The 19,075-nt window shown below is 71.4% G+C and carries 18 protein-coding genes; 10 read left to right on the top strand and 8 right to left on the bottom strand.

The window, feature by feature from the left end; genetic code table 11:
- Nucleotides 1–9: 9 nt before the first annotated feature.
- A complete protein-coding gene (locus AB4112_RS11305) occupies nt 10–504 on the bottom strand; it encodes a GNAT family N-acetyltransferase (protein ID WP_441719572.1) in 495 nt (164 codons plus the stop codon).
- Nucleotides 501–1,352, bottom strand: coding sequence for an enoyl-ACP reductase FabI (gene fabI / locus AB4112_RS11300; protein ID WP_441719570.1), 852 nt, complete (start codon nt 1,350–1,352; stop codon nt 501–503). The genes AB4112_RS11305 and fabI overlap by 4 nt, the downstream gene beginning before the upstream one ends.
- 112 nt (nt 1,353–1,464) lie before the next feature.
- Between fabI and AB4112_RS11295 the strand changes: the two genes are divergently transcribed.
- Nucleotides 1,465–2,832 carry a YihY family inner membrane protein gene (locus tag AB4112_RS11295; protein ID WP_309798010.1) on the top strand — a complete coding sequence of 456 codons (1,368 nt, stop codon included), beginning with the start codon at nt 1,465–1,467 and terminating at the stop codon, nt 2,830–2,832.
- 42 nt (nt 2,833–2,874) lie between these two features.
- On the opposite strand, the gene AB4112_RS11290 is transcribed toward AB4112_RS11295, so the two are convergent.
- Complete coding sequence (locus tag AB4112_RS11290) at nt 2,875–3,345, bottom strand: RT0821/Lpp0805 family surface protein (protein WP_309798011.1); 471 nt, start codon at nt 3,343–3,345, stop codon at nt 2,875–2,877.
- 118 nt (nt 3,346–3,463) lie between these two features.
- On the opposite strand from AB4112_RS11290, the gene pdxH reads away from it, so the two are divergent.
- The 4 genes from pdxH to sppA all read left to right on the top strand — a co-directional run bounded on the left by pdxH (nt 3,464) and on the right by sppA (nt 7,549).
- Nucleotides 3,464–4,138, top strand: a complete 675-nt coding sequence (pdxH, locus tag AB4112_RS11285; protein WP_441719566.1) for a pyridoxamine 5'-phosphate oxidase — start codon at nt 3,464–3,466, stop codon at nt 4,136–4,138.
- On the top strand, nt 4,135–5,121 hold the full coding sequence (locus AB4112_RS11280) for a cation diffusion facilitator family transporter (protein WP_441719563.1): 987 nt from the start codon (nt 4,135–4,137) through the stop codon (nt 5,119–5,121). Before pdxH ends, AB4112_RS11280 begins: the two co-directional genes overlap by 4 nt.
- Nucleotides 5,122–5,211: 90 nt before the next feature.
- Nucleotides 5,212–5,784 (top strand): peroxidase-related enzyme, encoded by a 573-nt coding sequence (locus AB4112_RS11275; protein WP_441719561.1) that lies wholly within the window; start codon nt 5,212–5,214, stop codon nt 5,782–5,784.
- Between the two features lie 19 nt (nt 5,785–5,803).
- Nucleotides 5,804–7,549 (top strand): signal peptide peptidase SppA, encoded by a 1,746-nt coding sequence (sppA, locus tag AB4112_RS11270; RefSeq protein WP_309798018.1) that lies wholly within the window; start codon nt 5,804–5,806, stop codon nt 7,547–7,549.
- Nucleotides 7,550–7,596: 47 nt separating this feature from the next.
- Here the strand turns inward: sppA and AB4112_RS11265 are convergent, their stop codons facing one another.
- Entirely contained in the window at nt 7,597–8,340 is a 744-nt protein-coding gene (locus AB4112_RS11265; RefSeq protein WP_309798020.1) for a TlyA family RNA methyltransferase, read from the bottom strand.
- 109 nt (nt 8,341–8,449) lie between these two features.
- On the opposite strand from AB4112_RS11265, the gene AB4112_RS11260 reads away from it, so the two are divergent.
- Nucleotides 8,450–9,529 carry a Gfo/Idh/MocA family protein gene (locus AB4112_RS11260; protein WP_309798021.1) on the top strand — a complete coding sequence of 360 codons (1,080 nt, stop codon included), beginning with the start codon at nt 8,450–8,452 and terminating at the stop codon, nt 9,527–9,529.
- 28 nt (nt 9,530–9,557) lie between these two features.
- On the opposite strand, the gene AB4112_RS11255 is transcribed toward AB4112_RS11260, so the two are convergent.
- Nucleotides 9,558–9,971, bottom strand: a complete 414-nt coding sequence (locus tag AB4112_RS11255) for a hypothetical protein (protein ID WP_441719556.1) — start codon at nt 9,969–9,971, stop codon at nt 9,558–9,560.
- A 276-nt stretch (nt 9,972–10,247) separates the two neighbouring features.
- Here AB4112_RS11255 and AB4112_RS11250 point away from each other — a divergent pair, with 276 nt between their 5' ends.
- The 4 genes from AB4112_RS11250 to AB4112_RS11235 all read left to right on the top strand — a co-directional run bounded on the left by AB4112_RS11250 (nt 10,248) and on the right by AB4112_RS11235 (nt 16,968).
- Complete coding sequence (locus AB4112_RS11250; RefSeq protein ID WP_309798024.1) at nt 10,248–11,315, top strand: efflux RND transporter periplasmic adaptor subunit; 1,068 nt, start codon at nt 10,248–10,250, stop codon at nt 11,313–11,315.
- 1 nt (nt 11,316) lies between these two features.
- Nucleotides 11,317–14,430, top strand: a complete 3,114-nt coding sequence (locus AB4112_RS11245; protein WP_441719553.1) for an efflux RND transporter permease subunit — start codon at nt 11,317–11,319, stop codon at nt 14,428–14,430.
- 173 nt (nt 14,431–14,603) lie between these two features.
- Nucleotides 14,604–16,055 (top strand): hypothetical protein, encoded by a 1,452-nt coding sequence (locus tag AB4112_RS11240; protein WP_441719550.1) that lies wholly within the window; start codon nt 14,604–14,606, stop codon nt 16,053–16,055.
- Nucleotides 16,056–16,173: 118 nt separating this feature from the next.
- Complete coding sequence (locus AB4112_RS11235) at nt 16,174–16,968, top strand: undecaprenyl-diphosphate phosphatase (protein ID WP_441719547.1); 795 nt, start codon at nt 16,174–16,176, stop codon at nt 16,966–16,968.
- A gap of 25 nt (nt 16,969–16,993) precedes the next feature.
- Here AB4112_RS11235 and AB4112_RS11230 read toward each other — a convergent pair whose 3' ends face one another.
- From AB4112_RS11230 to AB4112_RS11220, 3 genes are all read right to left on the bottom strand, one after another.
- On the bottom strand, nt 16,994–17,359 hold the full coding sequence (locus tag AB4112_RS11230) for a hypothetical protein (RefSeq protein WP_441719544.1): 366 nt from the start codon (nt 17,357–17,359) through the stop codon (nt 16,994–16,996).
- A gap of 124 nt (nt 17,360–17,483) precedes the next feature.
- On the bottom strand, nt 17,484–18,707 hold the full coding sequence (locus AB4112_RS11225) for a family 1 glycosylhydrolase (protein ID WP_309798036.1): 1,224 nt from the start codon (nt 18,705–18,707) through the stop codon (nt 17,484–17,486).
- Nucleotides 18,665–19,000, bottom strand: coding sequence for a cupin domain-containing protein (locus AB4112_RS11220; RefSeq protein ID WP_441719540.1), 336 nt, complete (start codon nt 18,998–19,000; stop codon nt 18,665–18,667). The genes AB4112_RS11225 and AB4112_RS11220 overlap by 43 nt, the downstream gene beginning before the upstream one ends.
- Nucleotides 19,001–19,075 lie beyond the last annotated feature (75 nt).

Raw genomic sequence — 19,075 nt, 5'->3', positions numbered from 1 at the left:
CCGTCCGGACTAGCTGTCCGCTTTCGCCAATCGCTGGAAGGCGTCGCCCTCCAGCCGATAATAGACCTTCTGCGGCTGTCGCGCCGCCCCAAGCCGGTCGTAGAGGCGCTGCGCCCCTTCGTTCCAGGTTTCGGTGGTCCAGTCGAGCCGGCTGCCGCCGCGCTCCTGCGCCAGCCGCGCCAGGAAGCGGATCAGCGCCTCGCCGGCGCCCAGCCCGCGCGCGCCGTCGCGCACGAACAGGTCCTTCAGCTGCAGATGGCCGCTCAGGCCCGGCCCCGGGAACAGCATGCCGAAACTGGCGAGGCCGACCGGCGCGCCGTCGACCTCGGCCAGCGCGATCTCGGTCGGATGGTCGCCGAACAGGTGCCGCTCGATCCGCTCCGCCGTCACCGCCGCGGGGGCCACCGGCCGGTCCTTGGCGTAGAAGCGGTCGAGCTCCTGGAACAGGGCGACCAGCGCCGCCCGGTCGGAGTCGCCGGCCAGCCGGACCGCGACCCGGGTCACGACCCCGACGACGGCTTCGGCGCCAGGCCCTGCAGCAGCTCCGCCGTCGCCGCGGCGTTGTCGACCGCGACCATGCCGACGGTGTGGTAGCCGCTGTCGACGTGGTGGACCTCGCCGGTCACGCCGGAGCCGAGATCGGAGAGGAGGTACAGCCCGGCGCCGCCGACCTGCTCGATGGTGACGTTGCGCTTCAGGGGCGCGTTCAGCTCGTTCCACTTCAGGATGTAGCGGAAGTCGCCGATGCCGCTGGCCGCCAGGGTCTTGATCGGGCCGGCCGAGATGGCGTTGACCCGGATGCCCTTGCCGCCGACATCGACCGCGAGGTAGCGCACGCTGGCCTCGAGCGCCGCCTTGGCCACGCCCATGACGTTGTAGTGCGGCATCACCCGCTCGGCCCCGTAATAGGTCAGGGTCAGCAGGCTGCCGCCGTTCTTCATCAGCGGCACGGCGCGCTGGGCCACGGCGGTGAAGCTGTAGCAGGAGATGTCCATGGTGCGCAGGAAGTTGTCCCGCGACGTGTTGAGGTAGAGGCCGTCGAGTTCGTTCTTGTCCGAGAAGGCGATGCCGTGCACCAGGAAGTCGAGTTCGCCCCAGGCTTCGCCCAGCGTCTCGAACACGCTGTCGATGCTGGCCTGGTCGGTGACGTCGCAAGGCAGGACGTGCTTGGAGCCGACGCTTTCGGCGAGCGGCTTGACACGCTTGTGCAGGGCGTCACCTTGGTAGGTGAAAGCGAGTTCCGCACCATGGGCGGCGCAGGCGGAGGCGATGCCCCAGGCGATCGAGCGGTCGTTGGCGACGCCCATGATCAAGCCGCGCTTGCCTTGAAGGAGCGGAGAGGGGACCGTCATTGCTGAGCCTCAGTCTGGGTCAGGAAACCCGAACGGGGCGCGCCGCGGGTCCTCGATTAAAGTCGCGCGGATCGTACACGAACGCCCTAGCGGGTCAAATGTGGGCTGATCGATGACATCGGGACCGGGAGAACGGCAAGACAGCAGCTGGCGGGTCGGGCCCGGCATCGCCGGCTTCGCCCGGGCCGTTTATACTTTCGCCCGCTATGCCGGGCTGCGCTTCTGGAACGACCGCGGGGCGCAGGCGGCGTCGGCCCTGACCTATTCCTCGCTGCTGGCGATGGTGCCGATCGCCACCATCGCCTTCTCGATCCTGTCCGCCTTTCCCGCCTTCGGGCTGATCAAGGGCGCCGCCCAGAACTGGCTGGTCGAGATGCTGGTGCCCGAGGTCGGGCACACCGTGCTGAACTATCTCGAAGGCTTCAGTCAGAACACCGGGCGGCTGACCGCGATCTCGATCGTCGGGCTGGTGGTCAGCTCGGTGCTGCTGCTGGCCACCATCGAGGACGCCTTCAACGGCATCTGGCGGGTCAAGGAGCAGCGGGCCTGGGCGGTGCGGATCGTCACCTTCTGGGCGATCCTAACGCTGACACCGATCCTGGTCGTCGCCAGCTTCTCCTTCACCATCACCTTCTTCGGCACCTATGGCGGCGGCGGGCAGGAGCTGTGGGCGCCGTTCATCGGCTTCGTGCCGCTGATGCTGCAGTTCATCGGCTTCTCGCTCTTGTACCAGCTGATCCCCAACCGGTCGGTGCGCTGGGTCGATGCGGTGATCGGCGGGCTGATCGCGGCGGTGCTGTTCGACCTGTCGAAGCGGCTGTTCGCCTGGTACCTGCGCGCCTTCCCGGCCTATGAGACGATCTACGGCGCGCTGGCGACGATCCCGATCTTCCTGCTGTGGCTGTACCTCGCCTGGTCGATCGTGCTGATCGGCGCGGTGATCGCCGCCGCCCTGCCCGACTGGCGCTCCGGCCGCCTGCTGGGCGCCGAGATCGACGCCCTGCTGCCGGGGCCGCGCCTGACCATCGCCGTCGCCATGCTGCGCGAGCTGGCGGCGGCCAGCCGGCTGGGCGTCGGGCTGCACCGCCGCACGCTGGTCGAGCGGGTGCCGGTCGGCATCTCCGCCCTCGACGGCATGCTGGAACAGCTGCGCCGCGCCCGCTTCGTCGAACGCTCGGCCTCGGACACCTGGCTGGTGTCGCGCGACCTGCGGGTCACCACCCTGGCCGACCTGATGCGAGGCCTGGGCATCGGCATGCGCGGCAAGATCGGTGAAGTGCCGGGGCTGGAGGGACCATGGCTGCAGGCGCTGGCCGACCGGATCCACGCCGCCGAGGAATCCCATCAGGACAGCCTGGACACGCCGCTGGCGGCGGTGCTGGTCGACGAGCCGCCGCCGGCCGACCGGCTGCCCGGCCGGCGGCCCGACCCGCCGATCGCGCTGCATCGCGCGCCCCCGAATGCGGAAGGCCCGCCGTGACGGACACGGCGGGCCTTCGTCAAATCGTCGGGATGATCGCCGTCAGCCGTTGACGATCGCCCAGGTGCCGTCGCCGTTGCGGCAGGCGGTGCCGGTGCCGGTCTGGGCCCGGCCCTGGATGTAGATGGTCTGGGTGAATTCGCGGCAGTCGCGCCCGGCGTTCTGGTAGGTGCGGGTTGGGGTGACGGTGCCGTAGTTCCCCGAATCCGGGTTGCGCCAGGAGCTTTCGGTGCCGCTGCGGGTGCCCTCGAAGGCCTGGTTGTAGGTCCGCTCGGCATAGAGCTGGTCGGACCGGTCGAGCGAGGAGCCGACCGAATTGCCGAGCCAGGCGCCGATCAGCACGCCAGCGGCCGTCGCGGCCAGCTTGCCGCCGCCGCTGCCGAACTGCGAGCCCAGCAGGCCACCGCCGGCGGCACCGATCAGGGTACCGGCGCCCTGCTTCGGGCCGAAGTCCTGGCAACCGGCCAGTGCGACGGCGCCGACCAGCGCGGCGACGATGGTGAACTTCTTCATCACTTCGGATCCTCCTGCGATGCCCGTGGCGGGCATCGGACCTGTCCTGCGCGCCATGGACTTCACGGCGTCGATCCCTAATGTAGCCGAAATTCGACCGAATAAAGGCCGAGTCGCCATGACGACCCCATCCTCGACCCCGAATCCCGGCGGTGCCGGATCCGAACCCGCTAACCGGGATTTCGTTCCGCCGGGCGACCCCTTCGACCTGTTCGGGGACTGGTTCGCGCTGGCCACGGCGCATGAGCCCAACGACCCCAATGCGATGTCCCTGGCGACCGTGGCCGCGGATGGCGCGCCGTCGGTCCGGATGGTGCTGCTGAAGGGCGTCGACGGCGCCGAGGCCGCCGCCCGCGGCTTCGTCTTCTACACCAACCTGGAAAGCCGCAAGGGCGGCGAGCTGGCCCGCAACCCGCGGGCGGCGCTGTGCTTCTACTGGAAGAGCCTGCGCCGGCAGGTGCGGGTCGAAGGGCCGGTGACCCCGGTCGACCCCGATGAGGCCGACGCCTACTACGCCAGCCGCGCCCGCGGCAGCCGGATCGGCGCCTGGGCGTCGGCCCAGTCGCGCCCGCTGGCCGACCGCCCGACACTGGAGGCGGCGGTGGCCGAGGCGACGCGCCGCTTCGGGCCTGAGGAGACGGATGGGCCGGTGCCGCGGCCGCCGCACTGGTCCGGCTTCCGCCTGGTGCCGTGGCGGATCGAGTTCTGGCAGGAACGGCCGTACCGGCTGCACGACCGCGTGGTCTACGAACCCGGCCGCGGCGGCTGGCGGCACCACCGGCTGTATCCGTGACCGGCACCGACCCGGTCGACCCCAACCCGGCCAGCTCCGAGCCGGCCGGCCCTGCCCCGGCCGACAGCGACCAGACCCGGCGCGACCGGCTGCTGCGCACCGCGACCACGGTCAGCGTCTCGGTCGCCTCCTGCCTGTCGCTGCTGAAGCTGGCCGCGTGGCTGGTGACCGGGTCGGCCGCGATCCTGTCCTCGCTGCTGGACAGCCTGGTCGACGTCGCCGCCTCCGGCATCCTCCTGATCAGCGTGCGCCACGCCCTGCGGCCGCCCGACCGGTCGCACCGCTTCGGCCACGGCAAGGCCGAGCCGCTGGGCGCCATCGCCCAGGCGGCCTTCGTCGGCGGCTCGGCCCTGCTGCTGATCTTCGAATCGGCGGGGCGCTTCATCACGCCCGAGCCGGTCTCCGACCCGCCGGTCGGCATCGCCGTGATGATGGTGTCGCTGGTCGCCACCGTGGCGCTGGTGATCTTCCAGCGCGGCGTCGCCCGCCGCACCGCATCGACCGCGATCGCCGCGGACCGGCTGAACTATGTCGGCGACACCGCGACCAGCATGGTGGTGCTGGCGGTGTTGCTGATCGGGCAGAGCCCGGGCTGGCTGTGGCTGGACCCGGCGGCGGCGATCGGCGTCGCGCTGTGGCTGCTGGTCAGCGCCGCCCGCATCGCCCGCAACGCCGTCGACCACCTGATGGACCGCGAGCTGCCGCGCGAGGACCGGCTGCGGATCGCCGAGATCGTCCGCGCCGACCCGGAGGTGGTCGACCTGCACGATCTGCGCACGCGGAGCGCCGGCGGCACCCGCTTCATCGAGCTGCATGTCGAGATGGAGGGCGGCCTGACCCTGTGGCAGGCGCACACCGTCTGCGACCGGGTCGAGGCCTCGCTGTCGCGCGCCTTCCCCGACGTCGAGGTGATCCTGCACCAGGAGCCGGCGGGGCTGGACGACGACCGGCTGGACCACCGCATCGCCAGGCGGCCGGGCTAGGGCCGGACGGCCCTGGGCGGCACCGCGCGGGTTCGACCGCCGTGCGGCCGCCTGCTAGGGTGCCGCGGCGCGAGCAACAGGAGACGAGTCGTGCCGCAGCCCGACCATGTGATGGCCTTCCCAATCCCGCCCGAGGCGGCGCTGGACGACGACCTCAAGGCCTATTACGCCAGATGCCTGGAGAAGCTGGGCCTGGTGCCGAACGTGATCCGCGCCTACAGCCTGCGGCCGAAGAAGCTGCGCAACTTCATCGCCACCTACAACGAGCTGATGCTGGGCGACAGCGGCCTGACCAAGCTGGAGCGCGAGATGATCGCGGTCACCGTCTCCTCGGCCAACCGCTGCTACTACTGCCTGGTGGCGCACGGCCAGGCGGTGCGCAGGCTTTCGGACGACCCCGAGCTGGGCGAGATGCTGGCCTTCAACCACCGCGTCGCCCGGCTGCCGCCGCGCCAGCGCGCCATGCTGGACTTCGCCTGGACCCTGACCACCGAGCCGCACCGCGTCGGCGACGCCGAGCGCGCGGCGCTGCACGCGCAGGGCTTTTCCGACGAAGACATCTTCGACATCTGCGACGTGGTCGGGTTCTTCAACATGTCGAACCGGGTCGCGTCCGGCGTCGACATGATGCCGAACCCCGACTATCACGCGATGAACCGCTGACCCCAAGCCAGGACTCATCATGGGCCGCTTCATCCGCGCCATCCTCATCATCTGCGGCGTGCTGTTCCTGCTGCTGGCCGCCGTGGTCGGTGGCCTGGGCTGGTACCTGGCCGACCGCACGCCGCAGCTGCCGAAGGGCGACCTCGCCTTGGTGCTCGACCTGCGCAAGGGCGCCCCGGACCAGGTGCCGGCCGGCCGCTTCAGCCTGAGCGAGAGCCCGCTGACCCTGCACCAGACCATCGACGCGATCGACCGCGCCGCCGCCGACCCGCGGGTCGGCGCCATCGTCGCGCGGATCGCGACGGATTCGGTGCCGCTGGCCTCGGCGCAGGAGCTGCGCGACGCGATCGACCGGGCCCGGCGGGCGGGCAAGCTGACCGTCGCCCATGCCGACGACCTCGGCAGCTCCGGCCCCGGCAACGTCGCGATCTACCTCGCCGCCGGCTTCGACCAGAGCGTGATGATGCCGCTGGGCGGCGTCGGCCTGACCGGCATCACCGTCGAGGTGCCGTTCGTCCGCGACCTGCTCGACACCGTCGGGGTCCAGGCCGAGGTCAGCAAGCGCGGCCAGTACAAATCGGCGCCGGAGACCTTCACCGAGCGCGACTTTACCCCGGCCAGCCGGGCGATGAACGAGGCCATGGCCCAGGGGCTGTACGACCAGCTGGTCGCCGGCATCGCCCAGGGCCGCGGCCTGGTGCCGGACGACGTCAAGCGGCTGATCGACGGCGGGCCCTACACCGCCAAGGAGGCGGTCGATGCGCGGCTGATCGACAAGCTGGCCCATTGGGACGAGGTCGATGGCCTGGTCGAAGCCCGGATCGGCCACAAGCTGACCCAGGTGAAGGCCCGCGACTACCTCGCGGCCACCGAGCCGGAGATCAAGGACGACCAGCCGCGGATCGCGGTGATCTACGCCACCGGCGCGATCGTCGACGCCAGCTCCGACGGCAGCTTCGGGCACGAGATCGTCGGCCAGACCCTGGCCGAGACCATCGACGACGCGGTCGAGGACAGCAAGATCAAGGCCATCGTGCTGCGGATCGACAGCCCCGGCGGCTCGGTCGTCGCGTCGGCGCTGATCGGCCGGTCGGTGCAGCGGGCACGCGACGCCGGCAAGCCGATCGTGGTGTCGATGGGCGAGACCGCGGCGTCCGGCGGCTACTGGATCGCCGCCCAGGCCAAGGCGATCGTGGCCGAGCCGGCGACCCTGACCGGGTCGATCGGCATCTTCGGCGGCAAGCCGGTGCTGCAGGCGCTGTGGAAGAAGATCGGCGTCAACTGGGGCAGCGTGCAGCGCGGCCGCAACGCCGGGATCTGGACCCTGAACGAGCCGTTCGACGCCGGCGAGAAGAGCCGGTTCGAGACCGGCATCGACGCCGGCTACGACGCCTTCCTGCAGCTGGTCGCCAAGGGCCGCAGCATGGACACCAAGGCGGTCGATGCCATCGCCCAGGGCCGGGTGTGGCTGGGCACCGAGGCGTCGAAGAATGGGCTGGTCGACCGGCTGGGCGGCCTCGACGCGGCGATGGTCATCGCCCGCCAGGCGATCGGGCTGGGCCCCGACGCCAAGGTGGCGGTGGTGCGGCTACCGCACCCGCCTTCGGCGCTGGACACGCTGCGCCGCCTGATCTCGGGCGGCCCCTTCAGCGAGGAGGCGCTGGTCCGTGTCGGGCTGGGGCCGGTCACCGAGCAGTTCGGCGCCCTCGCCGCGGCCGCCGATGGCCCGGTGGCGGCGATGCAGCCGCTGGTGCTGGGACGTTAAGCTTGTGGGGGGATTCGCCATGGCGAATCCCCCAAAAATGGGGCAATTCACCCCTCGAATCGCCCGCCGATCAGGAATTCGACATTGCCCTCGGGGCCGGTGATCGGGCTGACGGTGACGCCGAGCACGCACCAACCCGGCCGGGCAGCGAGCCAGGCCTCGATGCGGTCGCAGACCTCGCGGTGCAGTTCCGGGTCGCGCACCACGCCGCCCTTGCCGACCCGGTCGGGCCCGACCTCGAATTGCGGCTTGATCAGCGCCACCAGCCAGGCCCCCGGCGCCGCCAGGGACAGGGCGGCCGGCAGCACGATCTCCAGCCCGATGAAGCTGGCGTCGCAGACCACGATGCCGACCGGGTCGGGGATCAGCGCGCGGTCGAGATGCCGGGCGTTGGTCCGCTCCAGCACCACCACGCGCGGATCCTGGCGCAGCGACCAGGCCAGCTGGCCGTGGCCGACATCGACGGCGTAGACCTTCGCGGCGCCGCGGTTGAGCAGCACGTCGGTGAAGCCGCCGGTCGAGGCGCCGACATCCAGCCCGACCAGCCCGGCCGGGTCGATGCCGAAATGGTCGAGGCCCTTGACCAGCTTCAGCCCGCCGCGGCTGACCCAGGGGTGGTCGCGGCCGCGCACCGACAGCGCCTCGGGCACGGCGACGCCGTCGCCCGGCTTGTCGACCCGGCGCGTGCCCTCATAGACCAGCCCGGCCAGGATCAGCGCCTGGGCCCGGGCGCGGCTCTCGGCCAGGCCGCGTTCGACCAGAACCAGATCCGCCCGCGGCCGCTTCGCCATCTATCCTCTCCGACAACCCGTCAGATGCGGTTTACACCGTTTGCGGTTCTGGAGTGTGATTCCGATCAGATCCCGAGTCGATGGCTCCGAGTCCCGAGGGAACGATCCCATGCCGCCCTGCAACTTCGCCATCGTCGGCCCCGGCTGGCGCACCGAGTTCTTCCTGCGCGCCGCCCGGGCGCTGCCCGACCGCTTCCGCATCGACGGGGTGGTGGTGCGCGACCCCGCCCGCGGCGCCGCCTTCGAGGCGCAATGGGGGCTGCCGACCTTCCGCTCGACCGAGGCGCTGCTGCGCCTGACCCGGCCGCGCTTCGCCGTGGTGTCGGTGCCGCAGCCGGCCGCACCCGGGGTGATCGCCGAGCTGGCGGCCGCCGGCATGCCGGTGCTGAGCGAGACGCCGCCGGCGCCGGACCTGGAGGGGCTGCTGCGGCTGGCCGAGCTGGTCCGCGGCGGTGCCCGGCTGCAGGTTGCGGAGCAGTATTTCCTGCAGCCGACCCACGCCGCCCGGCTGGCGCTGATCGCCGCCGGCCGGATCGGCACGCCCAGCCACGCCCATGTCTCGGTGGCGCATGGCTATCACGGCACCAGCCTGATCCGGAAATATCTCGGCCTGGGCTTCGAGAACGCCGCCATCCGCGCCCAGGGCTTCGCCAGCCCGATCGTGGCCAGCCCGACACGGGCCGGGCCGCCGGACGAGTTCCGCATCGCCCGGTCGGAGCAGACCATCGCGACGCTGGATTTCGGCGAGCGGCTGGCGGTGTTCGACTTCACCGGCGACCAGTACCATTCCTGGATCCGCGGCCCCCGCGTGATGGTGCGGGGCGAGCGCGGCGAGATCCGCGACGACGAGCTGCGCTATCTGGAGGACCACCGCACGCCGGTGACGCTGCGGCTGCTGCGCCAGGATGCCGGGCAGTACGCCGACATCCAGGGCCATCACCATCTGGGCATCCTGGCCGGGGCGGATCGGGTGTACCGCAACCCCTTCCCCGGCGCCCGGCTGAACGACGACGAGATCGCCGTCGCCGCCTGCCTGGAGGGTATGGCGACCTATGTCGAGACCGGGGCGGATATCTACAGCTTCGCCGAGGCGGCGCAGGACCAGTATCTGGCGCTGTCGATCGCGGCGGCACGGGCGTCGGGAGAGGTGGTGCGGACCACCACGCAGCCCTGGGCGCCCCAGCCCTGACGCGGGCTGCAGGGCCGGAGCCGGCAGATCAGTGGATGCTGGCTTCGCGGCCGACGGCGAAGATCGACTGCACCAGGCCGGAGAAGCGGCGCGGGTCGTAGGGCTTGGGCAGGATCGGCAGGTTGCGGTAGGCGGTGGGCAGGCTTTCGCGCGGATAGCTGGTCGCCAGGATCACCGGCACGCCGCGCTGCAGCAGAATGTCGATGGCGGGAAAGGCCGCGGCGCCGGCGAGGTTGAGGTCGACCATGGCGCCGTCGATGGTCTGGTTGCGCGCCATCTCGACCGCGCGCGACACGGTCGTCGCCGGCCCGACCACGGTGCCGCCCCAGGTCCGGAGCGTCAGTTCGAGGTCGAGGGCGACGATCTGTTCGTCCTCGACGATCAGGATGCGGCGGCCATGCAGATCGACCGCATCCTCCGCTTCGCTGTAGAGCAGTCCCATTTTCCACTTACCCACGGTGGCCGGCGCGCTGCGCGCCGGCCCGTCGGGCCCCTTCCTTTTGCCTGCCGAAAAAGGCGGCGGGAATTCGTCATCTCGATGCCATAAACACGCGATCGCATGGCCGGTTCCCCAATGGCAGCGATGCCACGACGGAATCCCGCCCCTGTGCCGTGAAGGATGCGCAAGGCGGAAACCAACAAGAAACGGGCCATTTGGACTACACTGTGCCGGCTGAACCGGCGCGGCGACGGAAGGGGGCTTCGCGGACGCATGCGCGTGTGGAAACAATTTCTGGTGATCGGCCTGCTTGCCGTCGCGGCGGCGGGCGCGTGGCATTTTGCGCCGTGGCGGGCGGACGGCGCGGTCGCGCCGCACCGTGACGCGTCGGTTCCGGTGATGCTGGCGCCGGTGCGCAGCGGCACGGTGACCGAGGCGGTCGACGCCGTCGGCACCACCCGGGCGCGCGAGGCGGTGACCATCACCGTCAAGACCACCGGCATCGTCGGCACCATCGCCTTCGAGGACGGCCAGACCGTCACGGCCGGGACGCCGATCATCCGGCTGGACAGCGCCGAGCTGGAGGCCGCGGTCGCCTCGGCCGAGGCCGAGCTGAGGAACTCCCGCCAGGCCCTGGACCGGGCCGAGACGCTGTCGAAGTCGCGCAACGTCGCCCAGGCCCAGGTCGACGCGCTGCGCGCCGACCTCGAGGTCAAGACCGCCGCCGTGGCGGCGCAGCAGGCGCGGCTGGCCGAACGCGTGATCACCGCGCCCTTCGCCGGCACGCTGGGAATCCGCCAGGTCAGCCTCGGCGCGCTGGTGTCGCCCGGTACCCCGATCGTCACCCTCGACGACCTGACCCGGGTGAAGGTCGACTTCAACCTGCCCGAGATCCTGCTGTCGCGCCTGTCGCCCGGCCTGGCCCTGGAGGTGCGCAGCGACGCCTATCCCGACCGCGCCTTCACCGCCGTCGTGACCTCGGTCGGCACCCGGATCGATCCGGCCACCCGGTCGGTCAACACCGTGGCGGAGATCGACAACCGCGACGGGCCGCTGCGCCCCGGCATGTTCATGACCGTGCGGGTGCAGCTGTCGTCCAACCCCGCCGCCCTGCTGGTGCCGGAGCAGGCGCTGGTGCCGCTGGGCACGCGCCAGTTCGTCTACATGATCGTCGGCGGCCGGGCGGCGCGGCGCGAGGTGACGCTGGGCATGCGGATGCGCGGCGAGGTCCAGATCCTGACCGGCCTGGAGGCGGGCGACCTGGTGGTGACCGAAGGCACCCAGCGGCTGCGCGACGGCGTGCCGGTCGAGGTGCAGGAGGCCGGCGCCACGCCGGCGGCGACCTGAGATGGTCCTCTCCGACACCGCGATCCGGCGGCCGGTCTTCGCCGTGGTGGTCAGCCTGCTGCTGGTGGTGCTGGGCGTCTTCGCCTTCCAGCGGCTGACCGTCCGGGAATACCCCAACATCGACCCGCCGATCGTGTCGGTCAGCACCGCCTATGAGGGCGCGTCGGCCCAGGTGATCGAGAGCCAGATCACCCAGGTGATCGAGGAGGGCGTGGCCGGCGTCGCCGGCATCCGCACCATGCGCTCGACCAGCCAGGAGGGCCGGTCCAGCGTCCGGCTGGAATTCGCCATCGACCGCGATGTCGAGAGCGCCACCAACGACGTCCGCGATTCGGTCGGCCGGGTGATCGGGCAGCTGCCCGACAATGCCGACACCCCGATCATCCGCAAGGTCGATTCCGACGCCAGCCCGATCATCTACGCCACCCTGACCAGCCAGGGCCGGTCGGCGCTGGAGCTGACCGACCTGGCCCAGCGCTATGTCGTCGACCCGCTGTCGGCGGTGTCGGGCGTGGCGCAGGTGACGATCGGCGGCGAGCGCGAGCCGTCGATGCGGATCTGGCTGGACCGCAACGCCATGGCGGCGCGCGGCGTCACCGTGCAGGACGTCAGCAGCGCGCTCGAGGCGCAGAATGTCGAGCTGCCGTCCGGCCGGGTCGAATCGAGCGACCGCGAGCTGACGGTGCGCACCAACACCCGGCTGTCGACCCCGCCGGAATTCGCCCGCATCGTGCTGCGCCGCGAGGGCGAGACGCTGGTGCGGCTGGGCGACGTGGCCCGGGTCGAGGTCGGCGCCCGCGACGACCGCAGCGGCTTCCGCGTCGACGGCCGCCCGGCCATCGGCGTCGGCGTGGTCAAGCAGTCGACCGCCAACACGCTGGACGTCGCCGCCGATGTCCGTCAGGCGATGGACACGCTGCGCCAGTCGCTGCCGCCGGACGTACAGATCGAGATCTCGTCCGACGACAGCGTCTTCATCGACAAGTCGATCGACGAGGTGTTCATCGCGCTGGGCATCGCCCTGGCGCTGGTCATCGGCATCGTCTTCATCTTCCTGCGCAGCGTGCGCGCCACGCTGATCCCGGCGGTCGCCGTGCCGGTGTCGATCACCGCATCCTTCATCATCCTCGCGGCCCTGGGCTATTCGATCAACGTGCTGACCCTGCTGGCGATGGTGCTGGCGATCGGCCTGGTGGTCGACGACGCCATCATCGTGCTGGAGAACATCAGCCGGCGGATCGAGCTGGGCGAGCCGCCGCTGGTGGCCGCCTATCTCGGCTCACGCCAGATCGGCTTCGCCGTGGTCGCCACCACCGCGGTGCTGACCGCCGTGTTCGTGCCGATCTCGTTCCTGCAGGGCAATGTCGGCCGGCTGTTCAGCGAATTCGGCATCACCGTCGCCTCCTCGGTGCTGTTCTCGGCCCTGGTCGCGTTGACCCTGACCCCGGCGATGTGCAGCCGGCTGCTGCGGCCGGCGAATGAGGAGACCTGGCTGCACAAGGTCACCGAGCACGGCTTCGACCTGCTGAACCGCGGCTACCGCGCGGCGCTTGGCTTCGCGCTGGGCGCGCCGGTGCTGATCTGCGCCATCGCCCTGGCGCTGAGCGTCGGCGCCGCGGCGCTGCTGCACAGCCTGCCGCAGGAATTCGTGCCGACCGAGGATCGCGGCCGGGTGATCGTCAGCGCCACCGGGCCCGAAGGCTCCAGCATCGACTACACCGGCGCCCAGCTGGCACGAATCGAGAGTGCGCTGTCGCCCTATGTCGCGGCCCAGGACGTCACCCGCCTGCTGTCCATCCTGGCGCCGGGCTGGGGCCCGACCGGCGTCAACCGGGTCACCGTGATCGGCCAGATGAAGCCGTGGGACGAGCGCACCCGGTCGCAGCAGCAGGTGGTGCGCGAGCTGTCGGCCAAGCTGTCGGACATCCCGGGCATCCGCGCCGTCGGCATCAACCCCAGCGGCCTCGCCCGCGGCTCCGGCGCGCCGGTGCGCTTCGTCATCGGCGGCAACACCTATGAGCAGCTGGCGGCCTGGCGCGACCAGCTGCAGGACCGGCTGCGCGGGTCGCCGGTGCTGCGCAACCTGCAGGCCGACTACGACGAGACCAAGCCGGAGCTGCGCGTCGCCATCGACCGCGACCGCGCCGCCGACCTGGGCATCTCGATCCGCGCCATCGGCGAGACGCTGGAGACCATGTTCGGGTCGGTCGCCGTCACCCGCTACGAGGATGACGGCGAGGAGTACGACGTGGTGCTGCAGGCCCGGGCCGAGGACCGGCAGACGCCGCGCGACCTGTCCAACATCTTCGTCCGGGCGTCCGGCGGCACGCTGGTGCCGCTGACCAGCCTGGTCAAGCTGCAGGACGTGGCCGGCCCGGCCAGCCTGGGCCGCTTCGACCGGGTGCGCGCCATCACCTTCACCGCCAGCCTGGCCGACGGCGCCACGCTGGGCGACGCGGTGACCGAAGTCCGCGTCGCCGTCGCCGACACGCTGCCGGCCGAGGCCCGGCTGTCCTGGGACGGCGACACGCGCGAGTTCCTGGAGAGCAGCGCCTCGCTCTACATCACCTTCGGCACCGCGCTGCTGATCGTGTTCCTGGTGCTGGCGGCGCAGTTCGAGAGCTTCGTCCACCCGGTGACGATTCTGCTGACCGTGCCGCTGGCGATCTTCGGCGCGCTCGGCTCGGTCGCGCTGCTGGGCATGACGGTGAACATCTACACCCAGATCGGCATGGTCATGCTGATCGGGCTGACGGCCAAGAACGCCATCCTGATCGTCGAATTCGCCAACCAGCTGCGCGACGAGGGGCGGGACGTGCTGGCGGCGGTGCATGAGGCGTCCGCCACCCGGCTACGGCCGATCCTGATGACCTCGATCGCCACCGCGCTGGGCGCCCTGCCGCTGGCGATCGCGACCGGGGCCGGCGCCGAGTCGCGCCAGGCGATCGGCGTGGTGATCTTCGGCGGCGTCATGGTCTCGACCCTGCTGTCGCTGTTCCTGGTGCCGGTGATCTACCAGGCCCTGGCCCGCTTCACCGCCCCGGCCAGCCGCACCTCGAAGGAGCTGGAACGCCAGCTGCTGGTCCATCGCAGCGAGAATCCGGCGGCGGAGTAGGGAACGCCGCCGGGCCTGGGAAAATCCGCCGAAGCGTGGCGGAATTTTCGCCGGGCGCCCTCACCCTTCATGCCCCACCCCAGGCGGCCGGCCGCCTGCCGCTGCGGCACGCCGGTTGCTAGGCACCCCATGCCGGCCGAACCGGCCGTGGATGCAGGTGGGGGGGAACAGCCATGAGGCGATGGGCGATCGCGGCCGGGATCGGGGCCGTGCTGATGGTGGCGGCCGGGGCGGCGGCGGGGGCCGCCTATCTGGTGGTGGTGCGGCCCAACTACCCGCAGCTGGCGCCGGCCGACTTGCCCGCCCCCGGCACCCGGGCCGAGGCGCAGCGCCAGGACCTGGAGCGGCTGCGCCAGCTGCCCGAGATCGACCGCAGCTTCTCGCCCGAAGCGCTGGGCCGGTTCGACCAGCGGATCGACGGCCTGCTGGCCGAGGTCGCGGCGGCGGCGCCCGGCGGGCTGGACGACGCCGGGTTCGAGCTGGGCGTCACCCGCGCCGTCGCCCTGGCCGAGAACGGCCACACCTATGTCCGCGGCGGCGCCATGGGCCGGTCGCTCAACGCGCTGCCGCTGCGCCTGGTGTGGTTCGACGACGGCCTCTATGTCGTCTCTGCCCGGGCCGCGCTGGCCGACCTGCTGGGCGCCCGCGTGGTGACGCTGGGCGGCCGCACGCCGGAGGCGCTGGCCGGCACGCTGCGCCCCTATTTCGGCGGCCGCGACAGCCGGGCGCGGCTGCTGTCGGTCTCCCTGATCTCGTCGCCGGCCGCCCTCCACGCCCTGGGCCTGCTGCCGTCGCCCGATGCGGCTTCCCTGGTGCTGGACCTGGCGGACGGCCGCCGCGTGACCCGCGAGATCGCCGCCGACCCGCGGCCGGCGATGCGCGGAGAGGGCGCGGTCCGCCAGCCGGCGATCGACCTGCTGCCCACCGCCCTGCCGGAGGATGACGGGCCGTGGCAGCATGTGCTGTCCGGGGCCGCGACCCTGCCGCTGTACCTGCAGCAGGGCGACCGCACCTACTGGCAGGCCTATCCCGACGCCGGCACGCTGTTCGTGGAGCTGCGCGGCATCAGCGACGATGCCGGGACCGGCCTGGCGGACTTCCTGGCCCAGGTGGTCGAGGAGGCGTCACGGCGCAAGCCGAAGAGCGTGATCGTGGACCTGCGCGCCAACCCCGGCGGCAACTATGTGCTGACCGCGGATTTCACCCGGCGCCTGCCCCAGGCGCTGGGGCCGGAGGGTCGGATCTATGTGCTGACCGGGCCCGACACCTTCTCCGCCGCGATCACCACCCTGGCCCGGCTGAAGTATTTCGCCCCTGGCAATGTCGAGATCGTCGGCCAGGCCACGGGCGATTTCACCGCCTTCTGGGCCGAGGGCGGGCGCACGGCCCTGCCCAATTCCGGCATCTCGATCCGCTATGCCAGCGCGTTCCACGACTGGCGCAACGGCTGCGGCCTAGCCGAGATCGGCCGCTGCTTCTGGCTGAACTATGTGTACGGCGTCGCCGCCGGCGACCTGTCGCCGACCGTGCCGACCGGCTTCACCTTCGCCGACTACCGGGCCGGGCGCGACCCCGCCCTCGACGCCATCGCCGCCCGCGGGCCGGCCGCCTCGGCCGGCGGCTGACCCTCGCCCGTCAGCGAATTACGAAACTTTAACCGGTGCCGCGGGTTGAAGCCGGGTTCCCAAACCGGCTGGGTTCGTTCACAAGCGATCCGGCCGCATCATCCCGGAGAGCACCGTCTTGGACCATCTGAGCGCGATCATCCTCGGGGTGATCGAGGGCATCACCGAATTCCTGCCGATCTCGAGCACCGGGCACCTGATCATTGCCGAGCATTGGCTGGGCGAACGGTCGGACACCTTCAACATCGTGATCCAGGCCGGCGCGATCCTGGCGGTGACGGTGATCTACTGGCGCCGCCTGCTGGACCTGATCCTGGGCTGGCGCCAGCCGGAAAACCGCCGCTACGGCATCCGGCTGCTGGTCGCCTTCGCCATCACCGCGGTGCTCGGGCTGGTGGCCAAGAAGCTGGGCTTCACCCTGCCGGAAAACATAGCGCCCATCGCGTGGGCGCTGATCATCGGCGGCGTCTGGATGATCTGGGCGGAACGCCAGGCGGCGAAGCAGCCCGACAGCTCCCGGGTGACCTGGCTGGTCGCCATCGTGGTCGGCCTGGCACAGGTCGTCGCCGGCGTTTTCCCCGGCACCTCGCGGTCGGCCGCGACCATCTTCGTCGCCATGCTGGCCGGCACCAGCAACCGCGCCGCCGCCACCGAATTCGCCTTCCTGGTCGGCATCCCGACGATGTATGCGGCCAGCGCCTACCAGCTATACGGCGCGTTCAAGGAGGGCGCCCCGCACGAGGATTGGAGCGCGCTGGGCATCGCCTTCGTGGTCTCCACCATCACCGCCTTCATCGCGGTGAAATGGCTGCTGGGCTACATCCAGTCGCACCGCTTCACCGCCTTCGCGATCTATCGGATCGTGTTCGGCGTGCTGTTGCTGGGCGCCGCCGCGCTGGGCTGGATCGCCTGATTCGCGAAGGCGTTACCCGACGGTTCTAACGGCTGCGGCCGTAGCCGCCATATCCGCCATGGCCGTATCCACCATAGCCGCCGCGGTAGCCGTAGCCGGGCTGGCCATAGTAGCCGCCGCGATTGCCGTAGTAGCGCGGATAGCCGCCGTAATAGTTGCGATACCCACCGTAGTAGCGTGGGTAGCCGCCATAGTAGTAGTTCGGCTGCACATAGGCGTAGCTGTCGCCATAGCCGTAGCCGTCATAGCCGCCGTAGCCCACGGGATAGGCGACGCAACCACCGAGACCGACCGCTGCTGCGGCCAAGACGCCGGCCAGAACAAACCGGCGCAGACGGGTCCGTGACATGACCTGATACTCCATCAGGTCGCGGGCTGTTGCCGCAGTCATCGCGGCATCCGCGACCTCATGGAATAACGTTGGGCGGCGTTGCAGGTTCCACCAGGAGCCTCGGCGTCACAGCGGATGCACCCTCCGTACGCCTCTGCTGTACGCTTCTGGCATACGTTCGCACCTATCCGCGGATCCGCTGCTGCAGCCAACCCCAGCTGGCCTTCGGCTGTGGCACGTCGGCCCGGTCGGCCCAGGCCACCAGCCCGGCGGGCGGGGCCCGGCCGTCGTCCAGCACCGGGCCGGCGAAGACGGTTGCGACCGGCACCCCCGCCGCCCAGGCCGCATGGGCGGCCTCGAAATGCGCGTCCAGCCGGGCGATGCGAACCGTGTCCTCGATCCGCCCCTCCTGGGCCGGCGGGTCGTCGACGGCGAGGCGCAGCGACAGCTGGACCGGCAGCTTCGGCCAGGCCTGGACAAGCCGGTCGAGCGCCCGGCGCAGCGAGTCGGGGCCGGCGGTCTCGATCGCTACGGCGCCGCGCGGCCGTTCGGCCAGCGCCACCCCGCCCGGCGCATCCGCCTCCATCCGGGCCCACAGCGGCCCGGCATGGTCCAGCAGCAGCAGGTCGACCGGGCCGCGGCAGCGCGCCGCGTCGTCGTCCACCACCACCCGGCCCAGCCGCTCCAGCGCCAGATCGGGATAGCGGCCGTCGCGCAGCGTCGCCACCGACGCCTCCCAGCCCAGCGCGTCGGCGAAGGCCACGGCGTCGGACGAGGCCAGAGTGTCGTCCCAGGGGTCGGGCGGCGGCGACGCCAGGGCGGCGCCGAGGCGCCAGCGCGTGCTTTCCTGGCGCAGCGCCGCCAGCGCCAGGCCGCGGCCGAGCAGCAGGTGGTGCAGCGCGGCGGTGAAGGCCGCGGCTTCGGCCATGCCGATCGGCCGGTCGCGCCATGCCGCCTCGTCGCGGGCGAAGCCGGGCGCGCCGGCATCGATCGCCAGCGCGGCCATGCGGTCGCCGATGCGGTCGGCCGCGCGGCAGGCGAATTCGGCGAAGCGCCAGGCGGTGTCGCGCCCGGTCCAGCCGCCGCGCAGCCGCAGCTCGCGCGGCAGCCGCGCCGGCGCCAGCACCGGCCACGGGGCCAGCCCGGCCTCGCCCAGCGCATCGACATGGCGGTCCAGCCGGCCCAGCGCCGCGGGGTCGAGGCGGCCACGGCCTTCCGGCTGCAGCGTACCCCAGTCGAGCGCGAAGCGGCCGGCGACGGCCCCCATCTCAGCGGCCAGGCGCAGCGCCTCGGCCGCCTGCTGCGGCGGCGCCTCCGCCCCCGGGCCGAGATCGGCGCCCCAGCGCGGTTCGGCCGGCGCCGGCTCTAATTCGTCTCCCCGCCCTCCGGGCCCCAGAAGATCACCCATGTCGCAAAATCATCGCTGAACTCCTCGAACCGGTGCTCCATATGCGCCGGAACGAAGATCACGTCACCCGGCCCGAACGGCTTGCGCTCGCCGTCGCGGAAAAAGACGCCGGTGCCGCGCCACACGACATAGAGCTCGTCGCGCTTGTGTGGGCCCTGCGGATCGGTGCCGCGCGGGGCGTACAGCCCGGTCTTCATGGTGCCGTGCTGCATGCGGTCGATGAACTGCTCCGCCGGCAGCCCGGGGATCAGCGCGGCGGTCTGGGCTGCGGTGATCAGCCAGTCCTGGTCCATGGCGTCCTCCTTCGTCCCTGTTTTCGGAAACGGTAGGACGATGCGGGCCGCCGGGCGACCGGAACCTTGTCTCGC

The sequence above is a fragment of the Inquilinus sp. 2KB_23 genome (assembly GCF_052115705.1).
Classification (GTDB): domain Bacteria; phylum Pseudomonadota; class Alphaproteobacteria; order DSM-16000; family Inquilinaceae; genus Inquilinus; species Inquilinus ginsengisoli_A.
This window is presented reverse-complemented; position numbering and strand designations above follow the sequence as displayed.

Excerpts from the sequence above, each read along its gene's own strand:
- sppA (WP_309798018.1), top strand. The coding sequence starts at position 5,804 with ATGGGCCGCTTCATCCGCGCCATCCTCATCATCTGCGGCGTGCTGTTC.
- fabI (WP_441719570.1), bottom strand. The coding sequence starts at position 1,352 with ATGACGGTCCCCTCTCCGCTCCTTCAAGGCAAGCGCGGCTTGATCATG.
- AB4112_RS11220 (WP_441719540.1), bottom strand. The coding sequence starts at position 19,000 with ATGGACCAGGACTGGCTGATCACCGCAGCCCAGACCGCCGCGCTGATC.
- AB4112_RS11230 (WP_441719544.1), bottom strand. The coding sequence starts at position 17,359 with ATGACTGCGGCAACAGCCCGCGACCTGATGGAGTATCAGGTCATGTCA.
- AB4112_RS11295 (WP_309798010.1), top strand. The coding sequence starts at position 1,465 with ATGACATCGGGACCGGGAGAACGGCAAGACAGCAGCTGGCGGGTCGGG.
- AB4112_RS11245 (WP_441719553.1), top strand. The coding sequence starts at position 11,317 with ATGGTCCTCTCCGACACCGCGATCCGGCGGCCGGTCTTCGCCGTGGTG.
- AB4112_RS11240 (WP_441719550.1), top strand. The coding sequence starts at position 14,604 with ATGAGGCGATGGGCGATCGCGGCCGGGATCGGGGCCGTGCTGATGGTG.
- AB4112_RS11260 (WP_309798021.1), top strand. The coding sequence starts at position 8,450 with ATGCCGCCCTGCAACTTCGCCATCGTCGGCCCCGGCTGGCGCACCGAG.
- AB4112_RS11265 (WP_309798020.1), bottom strand. The coding sequence starts at position 8,340 with ATGGCGAAGCGGCCGCGGGCGGATCTGGTTCTGGTCGAACGCGGCCTG.
- pdxH (WP_441719566.1), top strand. The coding sequence starts at position 3,464 with ATGACGACCCCATCCTCGACCCCGAATCCCGGCGGTGCCGGATCCGAA.
- AB4112_RS11290 (WP_309798011.1), bottom strand. The coding sequence starts at position 3,345 with ATGAAGAAGTTCACCATCGTCGCCGCGCTGGTCGGCGCCGTCGCACTG.
- AB4112_RS11255 (WP_441719556.1), bottom strand. The coding sequence starts at position 9,971 with ATGGGACTGCTCTACAGCGAAGCGGAGGATGCGGTCGATCTGCATGGC.
- AB4112_RS11225 (WP_309798036.1), bottom strand. The coding sequence starts at position 18,707 with ATGGGTGATCTTCTGGGGCCCGGAGGGCGGGGAGACGAATTAGAGCCG.